Genomic DNA, 17,343 nt, shown 5'->3' on the forward strand with positions numbered 1-17,343 from the left:
CCAAAAACAAAAAAACAGCGGCGCCCAGTCCCGGGACGCCGCTTTACATGGAAGGAGTGCCATGTCAGACATTCGCAATATTGTAATCGCTACTCCAGCCGCATGAGCCACCATCAGTTGGAATGCGCAGCCCCAAGGGAGGAGGCTGCGACATCCTGGTGGAGTCTTGCGGGGGAAAAGGAAGACTGCCCCTCAGAAGACACGTGATCTGGAGGACAGATCCCGCTGCATTTGTTCGATGCACCAGCGTTCGAGCTGCTCTTGCTTCCATTGAAGTTCCGCCAGCCTTCGATTGGTCGCTGCGATGATCTCGAGCAGCTGTGTGATCGTATGCTCATGCTGTGTGAGTTGGGAATGGGAGACTCGGTGGACAGCATAATCTGAATCTCTGATGGTCAGTACCTCCTTTTGTTGTAGCTGACTTATTTATATCATGGGACTTTCGAAAGGAAAAACGACCGTTTTCGTAAAACGACGAAGGACTTCCTCCATAAAACACTAGAATTCGTCATCATCCGACAGCTTTCATCCCAATTTTTAAGTGATTTTGAAATATTCCTTCTGCGTTTTTGCAAAACGGACCAAATTAAAAGGCAGACGCAAATGCGTCTGCCGCGTTCCAGTTTTCTTTAGGTAGGCTCGATAAGCCCATATCTTCCATCTTTACGCTTGTAAACGACATTTGTGTCTCCACTCGTCGCATTCGTATATACGAAGAAGTTGTGACCCAGCAAATCCATCTGCAAAATCGCTTCCTCGGAATCCATCGGTTTCAAGTCAAAACGCTTGTTTCGCACAATCTCGTACGGACTCAGATCTTCTTCTTCCTCCGTTGCGACGACAGCACTAGCTGCACTTTCATTCTCCATTGCAGCGAATGCATGCTTCGGTGCATCTCCGCTTTGACGGGAGCGTCGATTCACTTTCGTCTTATGCTTTTTAACCTGACGTTCCAGCTTCGTAACAACCAGATCAATTGCAGCATATAGATCAGAATGACTTTCCTCTGCCCGCAACAGCAGGTTCTTCATCGGAATCGTCACTTCAATCTTCGACTCATTGTTATGCACACTCAAGTTTACGTGAGCCTCGGAATCTACCGGGGAATCAAAATATCTCTCCAGTTTGCCTACCTTCTTCTCGATGTAGTCCTTGATCGCTTCTGTAGCCTCGACATTCTCGCCACGAATATTGTACTTCATAACAAGTGTCCTCCTTTCATCCTTATGAGGATACTTTCTACATTCCCTTTACAATACCTTCATAAACACAGAAAAGAGTCAGAAAAATAAGAAGTTTAATCGAAGTTTGTCACGAATTTCTCAACAAAACTTTACATAAGAAAAGTGCCTGAACCAAATCGGTTCAGGCACTTTTTATTTACGTTTATCGAGGAATCTGCCGTCAAGCATATGCATGCTGCCATACGGATTTATATATTTCTTGCCGGACTGCTTCTGCTTCTTAATTGTACGAATATCAGTCTTTAACTGGTCGAAAATATTTTGAACCTGCTTGCTGATTCGTTCATTCATCGGCAGAAGCTCTTTGCCCAAAAGATTTTCCTCCGTCGAAAAAGGCGGCTTCAGCTCCTCCAGCTGTCCAGAGCGGACTTCTAAAAGTGCTGTAAGGGATTGGACGACTTCTTCCCGGTTCTCAGCTGTTACCGGCTGGCTGACGAGTGTGTCTAGCTGGGCAGTCGTATCATACAGTGCCTGCACCCGATTCATCAGACAGTTGCTCCTGTGCCGAATTGCTGCTTGCGGGTTTGTTTTACGACTTCTTTCCATGTGTCGCGGAAATCGGTAATCAAATCCAATGCACTGCTGAGTGCTCGCTGATCGTTGTGGGTATTGGCTTGGATAAGCTGCTGATTGATGAAATCATACAAAGGCATGATCTCTTTTGAGATTGGCACCTCCGGGTCTAGAGTGATCATCAGCTCCCGCACGATGTTCTGTGCTTTTTGAATATTGGTGTTCTTCGATTCAATATCCTTCTTCTCAATGGCTTGCTGGGCAAATTTGATGAATTTGATACAGCCGTTGTAAAGCATGAGCGTCAGCTCACCTGGAGAAGCGGTCTGGACAGAATTTTGCTGATACGCCTGGTAATTTTGTACCGACATGATTGTATTACTCCTTTAGCGCTTATCCTCCAAAGTTGGACATTAGATAAGCGGATTGTTGGTTCATTTGACTAATGGCCTGTTCCATAGCAGAGAATTGGCGCCAGTAGCGATCCTCTACTTGGATAAGATAGTCTTGGAAGCTATCAATTCGGTCCTGGACATCATTAAGTTTTTTACCTATAGAGAACTGATCATTTGTGTAGGTTGACTTACCAGCTTTTTGATATATGTTGTCCATCGTAGTTTTTAATGTATCTTCAATCCGATTGACAATTCCTCTGTCTCCGCCTTCCACGTCATTAGAGAAAAGCTTGTATACCCCATCCGGATTCTCAGTTAATGCAGCCTTCAATTTTTCCTCATTGATAATCAGCTTTCCATTATCTAAGTAGTTGTTGGAAGTAGTGATACCAATTTGTGCAAGCTGTGTATACGATCCGTCACTTTCTACTTTATTATACCAAGCAGAGCGCAGTGAGTAGAGACTGTTTTGAAGGACAGAGTCTCCTTTTAACATGCCGCTTTTCGCTTTTTCTTCCCATAGCTTGATTTCATCTTCCGACATTTCTTTTTTCTGATCATCTGTCAAAGGCGGATAATCGCGATTTACTTTTTCGCTGAGTTTAGCATTTATGTCTTCTACTATCTTATTATAGGAATCGACAAAGTCTTTTATCTTGTTAAATGCCGCATCAACGTCATTGGAGACTGTAACTTTGACTGGACTATCTGTTTTTTCGGTAAAATTAAATGTAACACCGCCTAGCGTGTAACTATTGCTATGGGACGTTATAGGCAATGCGCCATTATATGTGAATTTGGCATCTACACCGCCAGTCTCAGCAGATTGATCAAGCTGTAGGAAGCTATTGAAAAAGTTATTACTAAATTCAATTTCTTTCCCAGCTGTATTAAAATCACCAGTATCCTTTTTTTCTAGGATGACTTTTTTTGACTGTTCATCGTAAAAAGCTCGAACACCTGCATCTGAGTTTGAGATATCTTTCAGGATTTTATCTAGACTGTCAGTTGTGCTAAATTCAAAATCGGTTGTTTGAGCCTCTCCATTCTTATCATAGGTTGTGATAGAGAACTTTAAATCGTCTGCGGTAACAGTACCATTTGTAAAACTCTGATCTCCGATTTCTGCTTTGGGATCGAAGTCTGTTCCAGCGATTGCTGCCTGACTTACATTAATCGCCGAAGTTGCAATCTCGTTCACTTGAATGGAATATGTCCCATTTGCGCTCGAAGAGGTTGCTGTTGCTGTAACAGCAGAACTAGTCGATGATGTAGTTTTCACGTTATAAGTAGTGGATAATTTCATGTTAAGTAAACTACTATCAAAACTAGATAACGACGTATTTACTTCTCTGTATGCATCCTGCTGCCAATTCAATTTTATCTGCTGCTGCTGAAGTTTATAAAGCTTCTGACGCTCAGCATTCATCAACTGCTCTACAAGGGAATCCGTATCCATTCCGGACGCAAGACCCCCGACTCGCATAGAGTTGCTGCCAGAAATACTATCTACCATATGATCACCTGCTCCTTATATTTTCTTATCAACGAGAAGTCCCATGAATTCTGCCATTTTGGCATATGCATCCAAAAGCTTCTTCGGCGGAATTTCCTTTATGACTTCTTGCGTATCTGAATCAACTACTGTCACAAAATAGCGATCCAATTCTTCATGAAGTTCAAATTTCATGTTTGTGTGGGTTGGTTCCAGGAATTGATTCATTGTTTCGATCACTTTTTCGATATCGGATTTGTCATAATCGATATACGTTTTGGAGGCATCTGAAGCCGTCTCCTGTTTATGTAATACTGTGTTTGCTACTGGACGACTTTCGCCCGAGGTGTGTGTAATATGCTGTGAAGCAGAAGAAGATAATTTGTCTATCATCAAAAAGCCAACTCCTTGCACATGCGTTTCTTTTTATATCGGCAGGATAGGCAGGATGTGTAGAGATGTAAATAAAAAAGCATAAAAAAAACGGGTACAGCAGCTGTACCCGCCTGTCCTAAAATCAATTAGAGAATACCGCCATTGATTAAGATAGCTTAATCTATCATGCAGGAATAATCTTCAGGTTTCTCAATGAGGTCAAGCGCAATTTTGTTGGTGGTAATCTTCGTTTTATACTAGCGCGGAAACCCCCAGGACAGTAGGCTCAACTTGTCAGAAGTTTCACACATATTATTTGATAGAGATACGATTACTTGTACGGATTGCCTGCGTCAATGTTGCCGTTGTTCTAGCGTTGAAGCTAACACCAAGCTGAACCGCAGTTTGCGCGATTTCCGGGCGCATTCCTGAGATTACCGTTTCGACACCGACTAGCTTCAATGCTTCTACTAGATAAAAGATTTGCTGTGCTACCATTGTGTCGATGATGATGACACCAGAAAGATCAATGAATAATAGATCCACATCCTGCTCAGTACAATTTCGAAGGGTATTCTCCAAAATAAGTTTTGCACGGTTTGTGTCAATATCCCCTACCAATGGCAGAAGTGCTGTCGTATCATTTAAAAGGATTACTGGCGAACTAAGTTCATTAATCATTTCCTGCTGAGCCTGAAGTTTCCGGTTTGAGTAATGATGCATCTCTTCTGTAACTTTAAGGATTACCTGATCAAAAGCTGTAATAATTTCACGATTCCAAAGATCGAGCATTTCAGGTTTGATAGTGTCTTTATGTAAAGTATAAAATTCATTTATTAAGTCTAGATGCTGTCCGCGAGTTACAACAAATTCACGGATTATTTGATGAGTCGGCGTACTCAAGTGATTCTCATCACGAGCTGTAGAAATAATCCACTCTTCAAAGCTCTTATTGAAGGTCTCCTTATCCTCAATGAAAATACGGAAGAAATGAAGATGAAAATCGTAGTTTTGCTTTTTGAGGTTTTGTATGGTCTCTGGATCAGTGGATGCGTAAACGCCTGAACTTTTAGATTTATCAAGCTGCTCATACCATCTGTCGTTAAGTTCCTTCGCTTTTTCCTTTAAAAACAAATATAAGTCCTTATTCCTATGCATATTCCTGCTCCTCCTAGAGATTCATTTGACATCATACCTGTTTAAATATACGTAATTTCGGCTTTTTTGTAAATTTATAAGAAAATTTCTGGAAACTGACCCATTCTCTTGTACTAGGAAGAATAGACCCCTCCCTGTACCCATATAGCTGAGTTTCAAAACATCTTTTTTTAAAAATGTATCTCTTTTATAACAATAATAAAACCGCCCCTGAAAAGGCGGTTTTATACTGGCTGGGTATAAGCTGAAATTTTCTCCTGAATAAACTGCCATACTCTTTCAGAAGACTTGCTGTCTTGGTAGTGATGCACTTGGTCTCGAATCTGTTTCCGTTCAGCGCTATACCAAGAAGGATTCTCTAAGAAGGTCGACAAAGCATCCTGCAGTGCCTCCTGCGTCGTCACCTTTGGTCCAGGTGTCCAGTTCGTATAGGAATCGAGAATGAATCCACGATTCTGCTGATACGATTGAAGATCAACAGGTGAAAAGATAATCGGCTTATCCAATAATAAATAATCAAAATAAATGGAGGAGTAATCCGTAATCAGCATATCTGCAAGCGGCATAATTTCATATAAATCCATTCCATAACGAGTCAGCATCTCATCTGTAAGCAAATGAACACGTGTCTGCATCTCGAAATGATTCAAGAATAGCTTTTCTTCAGCTGGATGCAGCTTTACAATCAGCTCCAAATTTTCTCTCTCTAAGAAATCGTAAAACTGATCATTATCGAAACTTTCCATCCCAAAAAGATTATCTCGATTAAGGTTTGTATCGGCTCGGTCATTGTGCGCCACTTGCCGATACGTCGGCATGAAGAAAATCATCCGGCTTTCACTTGGGTCTATATCGAATTCTTCTCTTAGAAAGTGCATATCAGGCCGTTGCAGAATCAGATCATTACGTGGTGCACCCGTCAGCTGGATATGCTCTGGATTCAGTTTAAAACAGCGAATCATTAAGTTACTGAAGAACTCAGAATACGAACACACATAGTTGATGCTTCCCCAACGATCTGCCAACACATGCTTGCTCTGTTCATTTTTGTCCTGGAATCCCATTGCTTTAAGCGGGAAGCCATGCCAAGTGTCTATGATCAGCTGATTAGGATTGTAAAGCTTTTTATTATGCTTGATATTCGCCTCGGTAATAACCAGCACTTCGGCAGCCTTGACTTTCTCCTGAAACTCCTGTGTCTCCTGCTGCTGCAGCAGTTCAACATCAAATGTATCATGAATGGATTCCGGAATATGCTTGGCTAAAGCGTACGTGTTCGAACCACTGCTATTACGCGCTACCATGACTAGCTTTTTACGACCAGTTGTAGATACAGATTGTTCCTCTGTACGGAAAGGCGCCTCCCGATGCAGCTGATCAATTTTCCACGTTCCAGCTTTATTTATTAACTCAAGCCGGCAATAGATTTTCTCGGACCGATTTTGCTCCTTCCACATTTGGATGAGAAGTAAACGTACCGAGGCCCTTTTATAATGATAATCGACAGATTCTACTTTTGGATATGCAACCTGCCTTGTTACATCAGCATCTACAGGCTTGAACTCCTCGCTTATATATCGCTGGGTAAAAAAGCTGGCTAAGTAGTCAATCTCTTCCTCTGATTGAACAACCAACTCTGTCCCTTCAATCGCACAAGCCAGGATATCATTAAGGACTTTATAATAAAGATATTGCGGGTCATGTATCGCCTGCATTGGAATTTCTGCAGAGCTCTCCTCTTTCAGGGCAGTTTCCAATTGATCAATTACCGATTCAATGTAGTACGGCTGAACCATAGCCTGACAAGCTTCAGGAGTAGGCAGTTCATATTTACCTTCTGCAATGGCTGGCACATCTTCAAGTGTAGGCATCGACCCATGAGAACCCAGGTTGATAGGAACAACGCCTCTTGCCAGCGCTTCTATTTTCATCTGATTCGATTCGGGATAGCTGCCATTTAAAATTAAAGCTGTCGCAGATTCTAGAAGTGACCAAAAGTCCGCAGCGCTATCTTTCCAAACAATTATTTCCTCTACCCCAATCTGCTGAGCCAATTGCTGTATAGCTGCCTTATCAGGTCCATCACCGATTATCGTTAGGGCCACATTGTCCTGTATGCTCCTGAAAGTGGTAAAAACCTGTTCGAAATAATTATCAAACAAAGTTAACTCTCCGACAAAAAAGAAATGGACTTTATCTTCTGGACGAGGTATCACAGCAGGCTTCCCCTGTATAATTGGCTCTCCGATCAAATGCAGCCACTGATCCTGAAAAGAATAGCGCTGCACAGCTTCCTCCAGTTGCTCATTCATCACTAAGTGACGATCACTAAATTTCAGCGCCTCTTCATATCCATATTCCTCTGGTGCTCCCTGCAGCCAAGAATAGATTCTCGGTAACGGACCATACAACTGCGCTACTGCTGTTCGGCATACATAATTCATCAGCGGTGCACGTACTGCTACTATCACGTCCGGCTTGCCATGATGCCGCAAGCTATTTGTATACCCTTCGATTAAAGAATCTGGATTCTCATATTCCAGTCCGCTCTTCTCTCCATAGTAGTGGATTTCTGGCAATGTTGACTCCCATTCTGTATCCTCTGGTCGATAGGATTGGAACACACGCACGTGGTGACCACGTTTAGCCAGCAGACTTGCAGTCTTGGTTATAATCTGTTCCAGGTGGCCGTTGCCATCAGCGTAGATAAAGGCAAAATCAATGATCATGGTAAATACTCCTTTATATTAAAAGATTCGTTTTACCTGCCAAGTTCCATTATCGTTCACAATTTTCACTCTGACTTCTTCTATATTATCATGCCTGTCTTTTTGATAGCTAAAACGAACGATTGCTCTTGTGTAAGAATAATTAATAGCATTGATTTTCAAGTCATACCAATGGATGCCATTCCCTGATAAGCGTTTTTCTAGAGCAGGATAAATATCCGCAGTTATGAATTTACAAGTAACTTCATCTTCTACATGACTCTCACTAACAACTTTTTCATTTACAATAAAGTCATTAGTTGTTAGACTTCGGAGAATATCATCCATTCTCTCTACCACTCTCTCAGCTTCGTATTCTATAACTGAATCGATACACACCTGTGGATCAGGCAGCTTAACTTTTCCAGATTGTATATCGTTAAGAAGGTCTTTTAATTTATTTTCATCCCCTTTGGGAACAATCCATCCGTTAATACCATTCTTAACTATATCCATGGGCCCATCACAATCAGTTGAGATAACCGCCACGCCGCGGGAGAGCGCTTCTACCAACACTAATCCAAACCCCTCAAAATCAGATGGCAAAACCAAAACTGACGCTTCATCTATCTCGTCCCAGGGAGCATCCTTCCACCCTAACCATGTTATCTTTTCATTAATATGTAATTCATCTGCTAAATTATAAAGCATATTCTTATCAGGACCATCTCCAATACAAGTTAGATCCCATTCATCATGAACACCCGCTAGCGCCCCTAATAATAAATCTAGTCTTTTTTCCTTATTACTCAATCTACCTATGAATATAATCTTCAATTCATCAGGACGAATTATTTCTTTTTGTTCTATGTCTACAGGGTTGTTCACTAAATAGATCGGCTGTTCCTCAGTAATGTCTTTTATTGTGCGTCCAATACTTGAAGAAATTGCAAAATGCGTATCGCTATACTTAAGAAATCTTCCTCCTCCGAAATAAGCCGGGGGTCCATGAAGCCAAGATACTACAGGAGTATTAGGTTTAAAGCGGGCAATAGCCGACCTGCAAATGTAGCTTAATATGGGAGCATGTGTGGCTATGATTACATCCGGAAGTTCCGCGCTCTTCAAGAAGTTTGTATAACCAGCTTGCATAGAAGAGACAGTCTCTTCCTCGACCTTTCCACCCTGGCCATAATAATATAATTCTGGTATTGTATCTGCCCAAGCTTTAAATTGCGGGGAATGTGTTTGTAATACACGCACTCTATTCCCTTTTCTCACAAGACCATTTACAACAGTAGTCAATACGTCCTCTAAACCGCCTTTTCCTTCTGCATATCCTAAAACGATATCAATTAGCATCATATTCGCCTCTTTCTCTCTTTTAAATCATAAAAAAGACACCTTATATAAGGTGCGCTTTTTTTAAATTCCTAATAGTTTCTCTTCAAGCCACATACTATCCTTGAATAAATCTAAAGCTTTCATCACATATGGCTCAGGATCCGCGTCAGTTTCAATTATCTGCTTATAAAATAGGTAATCATCATTATATTTATGTAACGCTTCTTTAGCTATTCTATTAGCTTCTTCTAAATTATCGTGCGCCTTTAACCATGTAATTATATTTAGGTAGTCTTGTCTTTCTAAAGTATGTTCTTCTGATTTTTCGTATAAAATCATAGCGAGATCTTGCTGTGATAATTCGAACAATATTCCTCCAAGTTTTGCATATATTGATGGAGAGAATAAAGAAATTTGTTCCAGCAACTCATTAGCAATTTCGTAATTTTGATACTTGATTAATTTCTTAATCATATAACTAAATTCTAAAGTATAATCTTCTTTTTTCAGTTCGTCTTTATTAAAATCGTCATCGATCATAAAACCTAATACTGAATTAAGTATGATATTTCTATATACATGTTTTAAGTTTTGGGAAGGTTTTAAGCGATGTAATAAATAGATATCCCCTGCATCGATAAATCTAAGTTGTAAAGCCTTAGCAAGTTTTTGTTCGTCGTTTCTCAGCCAATCATTTTCAAGTCCTGCAAATCTAATTGCAGATATTTTCACTTCCAAAATGTCTAAAACGTCTTTATCCAGTTTTACATTGTTTGCAATTTCTCTGACAAGTTCATATAGACCTTCATTTAGAAGAAAACGAATGACATCATATAGATGGAACTCTAGATAGGGTTTTGTGATAACAAATGTTTCTTTTGCAGAAGTATGGATTGCTAGTATCTTCAAAAGGCTTGTGAGTGAGTCAAAGCAGCGGTTATTTATATTCAAAGCTTTGGAATAATAAGCTACGGCCTTCTCCATATCTTTTTCGAGTTCGTAAATTTTAGCTAACCTTAAAGATGGTAGATATTCAATTGCATCCGAACTCTTCACAACAGTTTTAAACGTTGATTTTTCACTTAATATTAGCGTGAAAACCTGCTTAGCATCTTCAAGTCTACCTTGGGCTATATAAATAGAACCTTTAATATATAGGAAATCTGCTGCATCTCGATATATTCTTATCGCATCTTGAAGTACATTAAGCGCATCATTATGTCTATCCAACAAAATCAATGTTTCTGTAATATTAAGCAAACATATAGGAACCCAATTTATAAAAGGATCTTCTTTTTTCTTGTATGCAGTTACAAAGGCATCAAGTGCTTGTTCGTATTTCTTTTCTATCTTCAACTCGTTACCAAGATTATAATAGTCGAAACCACTTTTTTCTCTCTTAAGTTGTAGATTTATTAATTTCTTGTTTCTATTTGTCTTTTGCTTTGTTTTCACTACTTCTTCCATGTAACCAGAGTGATATGCGATTAGATCAGATAATTTAACAGTGATATTCTTATTTTCTTTATGTGTTATTTGTTCATGTATAGCTCTGGTATATTCGTAAGCACCGGAATTCTTATACAATCTGACATGTTTATTTTCAACAATTCGATTCCCATTGTCACCCACGAAATTAACTATATTTATTGCATACACATCGTCTTTACTATTTTTCAAATCTTCGATTACAGCGCGAGCATTTGTTGCCTCAAGAAATTCATCTGCGTCTAATACAAGAATCCATTCACCTAGAGCATGACTAGCAGCAAAATTCCTTGCATCAGCAAAGCTATTATTCCAGTCAAAGTAAAATAGACGTACATTTTCATACTCTTTAATTATTTCGATTGTACTGTCAGTAGAGCCCGTATCGACAATAACAATATCTTCTACTAAATCCACAACCGAATCTAAACAACGTTTTATCACTTTCTCTTCATTCTTTACAATCATACAAAGAGAAACAATTGGTTTTTTCAAAATAAACACCACCTCAATCTATAAAAATACTGGTCCAAAAAATTGGACCAGTATTTTTATAGGCGAAAAAGAATTCGCCTATAATGAAATTACTGAAGAAGTTGCAATACACCTTGTGGCTGCTGGTTAGCTTGTGCAAGCATAGACTGTGCAGCTTGAGAAAGGATATTGTTTTTAGTGAATTCCATCATTTCAGAAGCCATGTCAACGTCACGAATACGAGATTCAGAAGCTGTTAGGTTTTCTGAAGATGTTTGCAAGTTGTTGATTGTGTGATCCAAACGGTTTTGGTAAGCACCAAGTTTAGAGCGCTCAGCAGAAACTGTTTCGATTGCAGCGTTGATTGTAGAAATCGCAGCGTTAGCATCACTTTGAGAAGAGATGTTGATACCAGCAGTAGCAGAATCACCTTCTACGCCTAGCGCTGAAGCACCCATGTCAGCAATTGTAAGTTCAATGTTTTGATCTTGGTTAGCACCGATATGGAATGTCATTGCAGTTGCAGCTACATCACCGTTGATTAGTTTCTTCGTGTTGAATTCAGTGTCTGTAGAGATACGAGTGATCTCTTGAGCCAACTGATCCACTTCTTTTTGAAGCTCTGCACGGTCTGTATCAGTGTTAGTGTCGTTGGCAGACTGTGTAGCCAATTCACGCATACGCTGTAGGATAGAGTGAGTTTCGTTCAAAGCACCCTCAGCAGTTTGGATCAAAGAGATACCATCTTGTGCGTTTTTGGAAGCCATGTCAAGACCACGGATCTGTCCGCGCATTTTTTCGGAGATTGCTAGACCTGCAGCATCGTCTCCAGCTTTGTTGATTTTAAGACCTGAAGATAGTTTTTCCAAAGATCCTTGTGTTGCAGCAGAGTTAGCACTTAGTTTGTTGTAAGTGTTAAGAGCAGCGATATTATGATTGATTCTCATTTTAAAAATTCCTCCTTGAGTGTAAGTACAGCCCACATCCTTGTGGTTTTATTGGTTCGCAGCGGTCGGCCGCCCGAGCTTACCTTTGCTGTACTATTTATATCGGAGGATTTCAGCATATGTTTAGCTTTTTCTTTATTCTTTTTTTAAGAATTTAAGTAAATCGACAGAAGTGTCTGCAGCAGCACTATTTTCTTGTTCAATCGATAGATAAACTTCTTTACGATGTATAGCTATCTCTCTAGGAGCATCTATACCAAGCTTGATCTGTTCTCCATCGATGCTCAGGACTTTTATTTCAATATCGTCACCAATCTTAACCGACTCTCCTACTTTTCTTGTCAGAACAAGCATTATTCCGCCCTCGCTTTCTCAGATTGCAAAGGTGTACGGGAGGAGAAATCATCCGTAAGAATGATTTGCTGCCCTTTCAATGCATCTACATTGATAATAATCGGTGCTAATAGATTAATCGTGCTCTTCTCAAAAGGTTTCCGTAATGTGAGTATAGATAAAATCTTCACTTGATCCGGAGTTGTGATTGCCAGCTCGTCTTTCGTTTGATCTCCTAAGTCAAATGTATATTCCTTACGGAAATGGTATGGACTAGCCACTACAAATGCAACGTGGGCTGTTACAGTACTTTGCAGGATCTGAAATACAGGATTGTCAGGAAAATCAATCAATACAAACATCTTTTCATCCTGGAATCCGGGTAAACCTTTCACGAAGTGAATCACTTTATTTTCATCTACTGACATACTTCCAAAATATTTTGTTTCAATATCCATTTCTAAACTCCTTATATGTTTATCTCGAACCCATTAACACCATAGAATTTTAAGTTTTCGAAGTCTACTTTAAGCGACTGGTATTGCATGATACCTGTATCCACCTGGCCTCGCTCATAGGCAAACTGCGGTTTATTCGGCGTATTCTTTATTTCCGGAGAGTGGATCTTCACATCGATATTCAAATCAGAAGGCTGATAATCGATCTTTACAGAAAATCGAGAAGGGATCCACCCAATTGCGAAATCCTTCAGTTTCCGTTCATCTATCCGTTTTGCTTGGGCCACAATCGGATCTCCGCCTTTTTCAATTTCCATCATTTCCTTACCTTCCTGGACACGGCGCGCGATGCCTTCCAAGTTAGATTTCTTGCCAAGCTCCGCAAAATCCTCTATCCGTTTAAAGACAGATTTCAAGTCCATATCATTCCACGCTTGTGTCTGATCAATCGTAAGCTTGGATGGTGTTGTATGCATCGTAATTTCAGCTTGGGGCTGACGAATCGTTTGTTCTGCTTCAGGCTGTTGGATATTCACTGTCGCATCGGTTGTATTAATACTGATCTTAGCCTGCTGAGATTGTAATCGCACTTGAGGCATTTGCATAAGTATTACTCCTTTCTATACAAAAAGCCCCGCCTACTGGCAGAGCTTTATCTATTTTTATCGTAGAAAGTCCATAAGGGTTGGTTGAATAATTCGCGCACCTGCTGACATCGCCGCTCGATGAACTGCTTCCTGGGAAGTAAGATTCATTATAACTTCTTCCATTTCGGCATCCTCGTTATTGGACATCAATTCTGTGGCAGACAGCTCCTGATCACCCAAGCGGGATTCTACAAGATCCATCCGATTCATCCGTGCACCTATATCTGCTCTTTCGTTGACAAGATTATTGATATTCTCGTCTATTAGTCCAATATACTGATCTAAGTCTTCATCAGAACCATCTGAGCGGAGTGCTGCAGAGAAATTACTCAAGTCATCGAATAATTTATTTCCGAATACTGCACCTCCATCGACATTGATTTTAACATCAACACCTTTGGATAAAGTCAGATTAACTGCATTAGAATTAAAATCTACAGTAGTACTGCCATCCTCATTAATCGTAACTGGAGCAGTATTAGTGGCGGATCCATTAAAAATATATTTCTCATTCACTTGTGTATTTGCAATTGTTGCCAGCTGTTCTTTCAGCTGATCAACTTCCTCTGCAATATTACTTCGCTGTCCCTCTTCATATGTACCATTGCTCGCTTGGACAGCCAATTCGCGAAGTCGCTGCAGCGCACTTGTAGCGTTGCTCAGAGCAGAATCAGAGTTATCAATCCAAGTCTGCGCCTCTGATAGGTTTCGCTTGTACTGTGCTACATCACGTACTTCAGTTCGATAACTCATACCCTTTGTCGCAACAACGGGATCATCAGAAGGCCTTGTGATTTTCTTACCTGATGAAAGCTGTTCAGAATACTTATTCAAGTCGCTATAACTGTTGCTCAGATTACGCAGCATACTGTTGGACATCATACTTTGTGTTATACGCATGTTTCACTTACCTCCCTACTAATCCCATGTTGTTAATAATTGTATCGAGCATTTCGTCTACAGCTGTCATGCTGCGGGCAGCAGCATTATAAGCGTGCTGGAACTTGATCATGTTGGTCATTTCTTCATCTAGTGACACACTGGAAACAGATTGACGCTGCAAATCAGCTTGATCGACTAACGAAGTAGAGTTAGTTGCTTGTCTCTTTGCTTCTTGTGCGTTCACGCCCAATGTACCGATCATACCTTCATAGAAACTGCTGACGGAAGTGTTACCTAGTCCTTCTAATGGGGAACGCATCGCTTCGGAGAGCTTCTTCGCATTTTCGCCATTACCGGAAGTACCGTCTGCACTTACTGCTATTAGATCAGGATTGCCATTTATCTCATCGGACAAACTGATATTTGCTGCAGCTCCGTACTGCGATCCGCCTGCGTCAAAGAAATCAATTCCAGAGAGGGTGCCACCTTTTGTATAGCCAGTCTGCTGCACTGCATTGATAGCCTGTGCAAAGTTGAACGCCATTTTATCAAGGTTTTGCATCATTTCCGGATATGTACCTTTAATAGAACCATCTTCCAGATATCCGTATGAATCCATCAGGCCCTTAAGCTCCCCTTTGGAAGTAAAATCCTCTACAGAAATCTCTGTATCTCCAAAAGTAATACTTTCAACAGCCTGCATGCCGTTCTCATCTTGACCATACTGGACTGATAAAGGCTGATAGGTTTTCGTGTCAGGATCAACCAATACTGCTTGTGCTGCACCCTGTTCATCAACCAATGTGATTTTCGCAATACCTTGAGCTGCTGTTGGAGCTAAGCCGCCTGATTCCTGGTATTCCACTTTGATGTTGACCATCGAGGAAAGCTCATCGATGAGTACATCTCGTTTATCATACAAATCATTTGTCACCATACCGTGCGGTTCCATTTCGGCGATCTGTTTGTTCAATTCATTGATTTGGTTCATATAAGAGTTGATGCTCTTCACGGACACATTATCAATTTGATCACGTAGGTCGCCACGAACATTCGTAAGGCTGTCAGAGATATAATTGAACGTATCTGCTACTGCCTTACCCTTTTCTAAGGCAACAGAACGGGCTCCTGATTCATCTGGTGTAGCCGAAAGATCCTGTAAGGAGCTCCAAAAATCATCCAAAACAGCAGATAAGCCCGAATCAGACGGCTCGTTAATAATCCCTTCCATTCGGTTCAATGCTTCGGATTTCATGCTCCAGTAAGCAGAAGTTCCAGTCTGCGAACGGTATTGCGCATCCAGGTAGCTGTTGCGGATACGTTCGATTGAACCTGCTTGGACCCCTGTTCCCTGTTGTCCGGCTATTTGTGGACGATTTAGTCCTGCGGCTGGATATGGGGAGATTTGTTCGAAGTTAACGCGCTGTCTTGTATAGCCTTCTGTATTTGCATTCGCAATATTATTGCTTGTCGTATATAACGCCGTCTGTTGCGCAAAAAGCGCAGAGCGGGCGATTTCTAATCCTTGGAATGTTGATCCCATGTATATTCCCCTTTTACCGATAGCTTTTCCGTATCTGTGTTATGCTTTGGAGTCAAACAAGGCGCGATTCTGCGGTCGCTGCTGATCCTGGTTAGGTGTACCATAATTCAATGATTGGATGGAGGGAGCAAGCATATCCAGTGAAATCTGCAAGAATTGCATCGACTGCTCCAGCAGCTGCTGATTGAGCGCTTCCTGCTTCTTGAGCTCCGTCACCGTCTCAGTAAGGCCGATCAGTTGTTGTTCAAACTGAAGAGCTGACTTCTGATCTGTAATCAGTTCCAAAAGCTCCGAAACAGTAGACGGCACCGGAAGTCCAGAAGCAACAGCCCATGATTCTGTTTGCTGAATTCGCAATTTCTCAATCTGGGCGACAGCTTGCACATGCTTCTTTTCTGCAAGCAGCTGCTTCTGCAGGCTTTCCATGTCGTTTGATTTCAGATGATCTGTTTTCAGCCGACTGATTTCAAGAAGACTCCGATGCAATTTATGCAGTTTTTCAATCGTTTCTAATAATGCTTGTAAAGCCATGGTTGCTCCTCCTTGGTCTTATGACCAAAAATCCATCATTTTCTTAGCGGTTTTCTCTGCATCGACTTTATATTCGCCATTTTGTACTGCGGCTTTTATCTGTTCCACATGGCTCTGGCGGCTCGCCTGGATTTTGTCGCCTTCCTGAAGGCGTTTCGCCTCTGAGGAAATCTCCAATTTATCCTGGCGCTGACTTGCTTTTTGCAAATCTGCCTGCTGCTTGAGCTGTTTTGTGTACGGATTGAAACCGGATTGGTTCGGACCTTGAATTTTCAAAGATCTACACCCCTTTCCAACTTCTTAACACTCTTACAGATAGTATCGGTCAACATCGGGGAAATGTTAAGCGATTTAATGAATTATTTCACAGAACGATTTGCATTGTAATAGACACGCTGCTCTTTAACACCGGCAGCTGCTACACGTTTCTCATCCAATTCGCGAGCAACGTCCAGATCTTTGCGCATTTGATCTTTGCAATCTGTGCAAATTTCGCCTTCTGTAATTTGATTGGAACAGTTGCGGCAAGAATATGACAGCATCGGGAATTGACTTGGCTGCAATCGTTTTTCACGGACAAATTTGATGATCAATGATTCTGGTACGGTTGTGACTTCCGTAATTTGCTGGATGGTTGCTTGGCGATTTTCACGTTTGCGCAGATACTGGTAGACCATTTGGAAGGAACGCTCTTCCTCTCGATGGCAATTCGGACAAATATCTCGGTAATCTCGCGCGAATACGCTTCCGCAGCGGACGCAATTTGCTAGTTCTAACATAGGCTAACGCCCTCCTCCTAGTATAATAG

18 protein-coding genes are annotated in these 17,343 nt (G+C 41.0%); all 18 read right to left on the reverse strand.

Translation table 11 applies throughout. From position 1 onward, the window contains the following. Positions 1-629: 629 nt before the first annotated feature. The 18 genes from raiA to ABXS78_RS13400 all read right to left on the reverse strand — a co-directional run bounded on the left by raiA (position 630) and on the right by ABXS78_RS13400 (position 17,314). A complete protein-coding gene (gene raiA / locus ABXS78_RS13315) occupies positions 630-1,202 on the reverse strand; it encodes a ribosome-associated translation inhibitor RaiA (RefSeq protein ID WP_366247599.1) in 573 nt (190 codons plus the stop codon). A gap of 174 nt (positions 1,203-1,376) precedes the next feature. After that, the gene (locus tag ABXS78_RS13320; protein ID WP_366247600.1) at positions 1,377-1,730 is read right to left on the reverse strand and encodes a flagellar protein FliT; all 354 of its coding nucleotides are present in this window, start codon (positions 1,728-1,730) and stop codon (positions 1,377-1,379) included. Continuing rightward, the gene (gene fliS, locus ABXS78_RS13325) at positions 1,730-2,128 is read right to left on the reverse strand and encodes a flagellar export chaperone FliS (RefSeq protein ID WP_366247601.1); all 399 of its coding nucleotides are present in this window, start codon (positions 2,126-2,128) and stop codon (positions 1,730-1,732) included. Before fliS ends, ABXS78_RS13320 begins: the two co-directional genes overlap by 1 nt. A 22-nt stretch (positions 2,129-2,150) precedes the next feature. Next, positions 2,151-3,668: a flagellar hook-associated protein 2 gene (locus ABXS78_RS13330; RefSeq protein ID WP_366247602.1), complete on the reverse strand. Its 1,518-nt coding sequence runs from the start codon at positions 3,666-3,668 to the stop codon at positions 2,151-2,153. A gap of 15 nt (positions 3,669-3,683) precedes the next feature. After that, on the reverse strand, positions 3,684-4,040 hold the full coding sequence (gene flaG / locus ABXS78_RS13335) for a flagellar protein FlaG (RefSeq protein WP_366247603.1): 357 nt from the start codon (positions 4,038-4,040) through the stop codon (positions 3,684-3,686). Between the two features lie 294 nt (positions 4,041-4,334). Further along, positions 4,335-5,180: an STAS domain-containing protein gene (locus ABXS78_RS13340; protein ID WP_366247604.1), complete on the reverse strand. Its 846-nt coding sequence runs from the start codon at positions 5,178-5,180 to the stop codon at positions 4,335-4,337. Between the two features lie 224 nt (positions 5,181-5,404). Then, on the reverse strand, positions 5,405-7,909 hold the full coding sequence (locus tag ABXS78_RS13345) for a CDP-glycerol glycerophosphotransferase family protein (protein WP_366247605.1): 2,505 nt from the start codon (positions 7,907-7,909) through the stop codon (positions 5,405-5,407). Positions 7,910-7,927: 18 nt separating this feature from the next. Then, positions 7,928-9,253 carry a glycosyltransferase gene (locus ABXS78_RS13350; protein WP_366247606.1) on the reverse strand — a complete coding sequence of 442 codons (1,326 nt, stop codon included), beginning with the start codon at positions 9,251-9,253 and terminating at the stop codon, positions 7,928-7,930. A gap of 60 nt (positions 9,254-9,313) precedes the next feature. Continuing rightward, on the reverse strand, positions 9,314-11,215 hold the full coding sequence (locus ABXS78_RS13355; protein WP_366247607.1) for a glycosyltransferase: 1,902 nt from the start codon (positions 11,213-11,215) through the stop codon (positions 9,314-9,316). An 89-nt stretch (positions 11,216-11,304) separates the two neighbouring features. After that, positions 11,305-12,141 carry a flagellin Hag gene (gene hag, locus ABXS78_RS13360; RefSeq protein WP_095224143.1) on the reverse strand — a complete coding sequence of 279 codons (837 nt, stop codon included), beginning with the start codon at positions 12,139-12,141 and terminating at the stop codon, positions 11,305-11,307. 135 nt (positions 12,142-12,276) lie between these two features. Next, positions 12,277-12,495 carry a carbon storage regulator CsrA gene (gene csrA, locus ABXS78_RS13365; protein WP_095224144.1) on the reverse strand — a complete coding sequence of 73 codons (219 nt, stop codon included), beginning with the start codon at positions 12,493-12,495 and terminating at the stop codon, positions 12,277-12,279. Beyond that, complete coding sequence (gene fliW, locus ABXS78_RS13370; protein ID WP_366247608.1) at positions 12,495-12,932, reverse strand: flagellar assembly protein FliW; 438 nt, start codon at positions 12,930-12,932, stop codon at positions 12,495-12,497. The genes csrA and fliW overlap by 1 nt, the downstream gene beginning before the upstream one ends. A gap of 11 nt (positions 12,933-12,943) precedes the next feature. Then, positions 12,944-13,537 (reverse strand): DUF6470 family protein, encoded by a 594-nt coding sequence (locus tag ABXS78_RS13375; protein WP_366247609.1) that lies wholly within the window; start codon positions 13,535-13,537, stop codon positions 12,944-12,946. Between the two features lie 57 nt (positions 13,538-13,594). Then, on the reverse strand, positions 13,595-14,479 hold the full coding sequence (gene flgL / locus ABXS78_RS13380) for a flagellar hook-associated protein FlgL (protein WP_095224147.1): 885 nt from the start codon (positions 14,477-14,479) through the stop codon (positions 13,595-13,597). A gap of 7 nt (positions 14,480-14,486) precedes the next feature. Beyond that, on the reverse strand, positions 14,487-16,004 hold the full coding sequence (gene flgK, locus ABXS78_RS13385) for a flagellar hook-associated protein FlgK (protein ID WP_366247610.1): 1,518 nt from the start codon (positions 16,002-16,004) through the stop codon (positions 14,487-14,489). 39 nt (positions 16,005-16,043) lie between these two features. Then, positions 16,044-16,535 (reverse strand): flagellar protein FlgN, encoded by a 492-nt coding sequence (locus tag ABXS78_RS13390; RefSeq protein ID WP_095224149.1) that lies wholly within the window; start codon positions 16,533-16,535, stop codon positions 16,044-16,046. Positions 16,536-16,553: 18 nt separating this feature from the next. Further along, complete coding sequence (flgM, locus tag ABXS78_RS13395) at positions 16,554-16,811, reverse strand: flagellar biosynthesis anti-sigma factor FlgM (RefSeq protein ID WP_095224150.1); 258 nt, start codon at positions 16,809-16,811, stop codon at positions 16,554-16,556. A gap of 83 nt (positions 16,812-16,894) precedes the next feature. Then, on the reverse strand, positions 16,895-17,314 hold the full coding sequence (locus ABXS78_RS13400; protein ID WP_095224151.1) for a TIGR03826 family flagellar region protein: 420 nt from the start codon (positions 17,312-17,314) through the stop codon (positions 16,895-16,897). Between the last annotated feature and the right edge of the window lie 29 nt (positions 17,315-17,343).

This window comes from Terribacillus aidingensis (assembly GCF_040703035.1).
Lineage (GTDB): Bacteria > Bacillota > Bacilli > Bacillales > Amphibacillaceae > Terribacillus.

Bases quoted from the DNA above. Each gene is read 5' to 3' on its own strand.
- raiA (WP_366247599.1), bottom strand. From the start codon at position 1,202: ATGAAGTACAATATTCGTGGCGAGAATGTCGAGGCTACAGAAGCGATC.
- ABXS78_RS13320 (WP_366247600.1), bottom strand. From the start codon at position 1,730: ATGAATCGGGTGCAGGCACTGTATGATACGACTGCCCAGCTAGACACA.
- fliS (WP_366247601.1), bottom strand. From the start codon at position 2,128: ATGTCGGTACAAAATTACCAGGCGTATCAGCAAAATTCTGTCCAGACC.
- ABXS78_RS13330 (WP_366247602.1), bottom strand. From the start codon at position 3,668: ATGGTAGATAGTATTTCTGGCAGCAACTCTATGCGAGTCGGGGGTCTT.
- flaG (WP_366247603.1), bottom strand. From the start codon at position 4,040: ATGATAGACAAATTATCTTCTTCTGCTTCACAGCATATTACACACACC.
- ABXS78_RS13340 (WP_366247604.1), bottom strand. From the start codon at position 5,180: ATGCATAGGAATAAGGACTTATATTTGTTTTTAAAGGAAAAAGCGAAG.
- ABXS78_RS13345 (WP_366247605.1), bottom strand. From the start codon at position 7,909: ATGATCATTGATTTTGCCTTTATCTACGCTGATGGCAACGGCCACCTG.
- ABXS78_RS13350 (WP_366247606.1), bottom strand. From the start codon at position 9,253: ATGATGCTAATTGATATCGTTTTAGGATATGCAGAAGGAAAAGGCGGT.
- hag (WP_095224143.1), bottom strand. From the start codon at position 12,141: ATGAGAATCAATCATAATATCGCTGCTCTTAACACTTACAACAAACTA.
- csrA (WP_095224144.1), bottom strand. From the start codon at position 12,495: ATGCTTGTTCTGACAAGAAAAGTAGGAGAGTCGGTTAAGATTGGTGAC.
- fliW (WP_366247608.1), bottom strand. From the start codon at position 12,932: ATGGATATTGAAACAAAATATTTTGGAAGTATGTCAGTAGATGAAAAT.
- ABXS78_RS13375 (WP_366247609.1), bottom strand. From the start codon at position 13,537: ATGCAAATGCCTCAAGTGCGATTACAATCTCAGCAGGCTAAGATCAGT.
- flgL (WP_095224147.1), bottom strand. From the start codon at position 14,479: ATGCGTATAACACAAAGTATGATGTCCAACAGTATGCTGCGTAATCTG.
- flgK (WP_366247610.1), bottom strand. From the start codon at position 16,004: ATGGGATCAACATTCCAAGGATTAGAAATCGCCCGCTCTGCGCTTTTT.
- ABXS78_RS13390 (WP_095224149.1), bottom strand. From the start codon at position 16,535: ATGGCTTTACAAGCATTATTAGAAACGATTGAAAAACTGCATAAATTG.
- ABXS78_RS13400 (WP_095224151.1), bottom strand. From the start codon at position 17,314: ATGTTAGAACTAGCAAATTGCGTCCGCTGCGGAAGCGTATTCGCGCGA.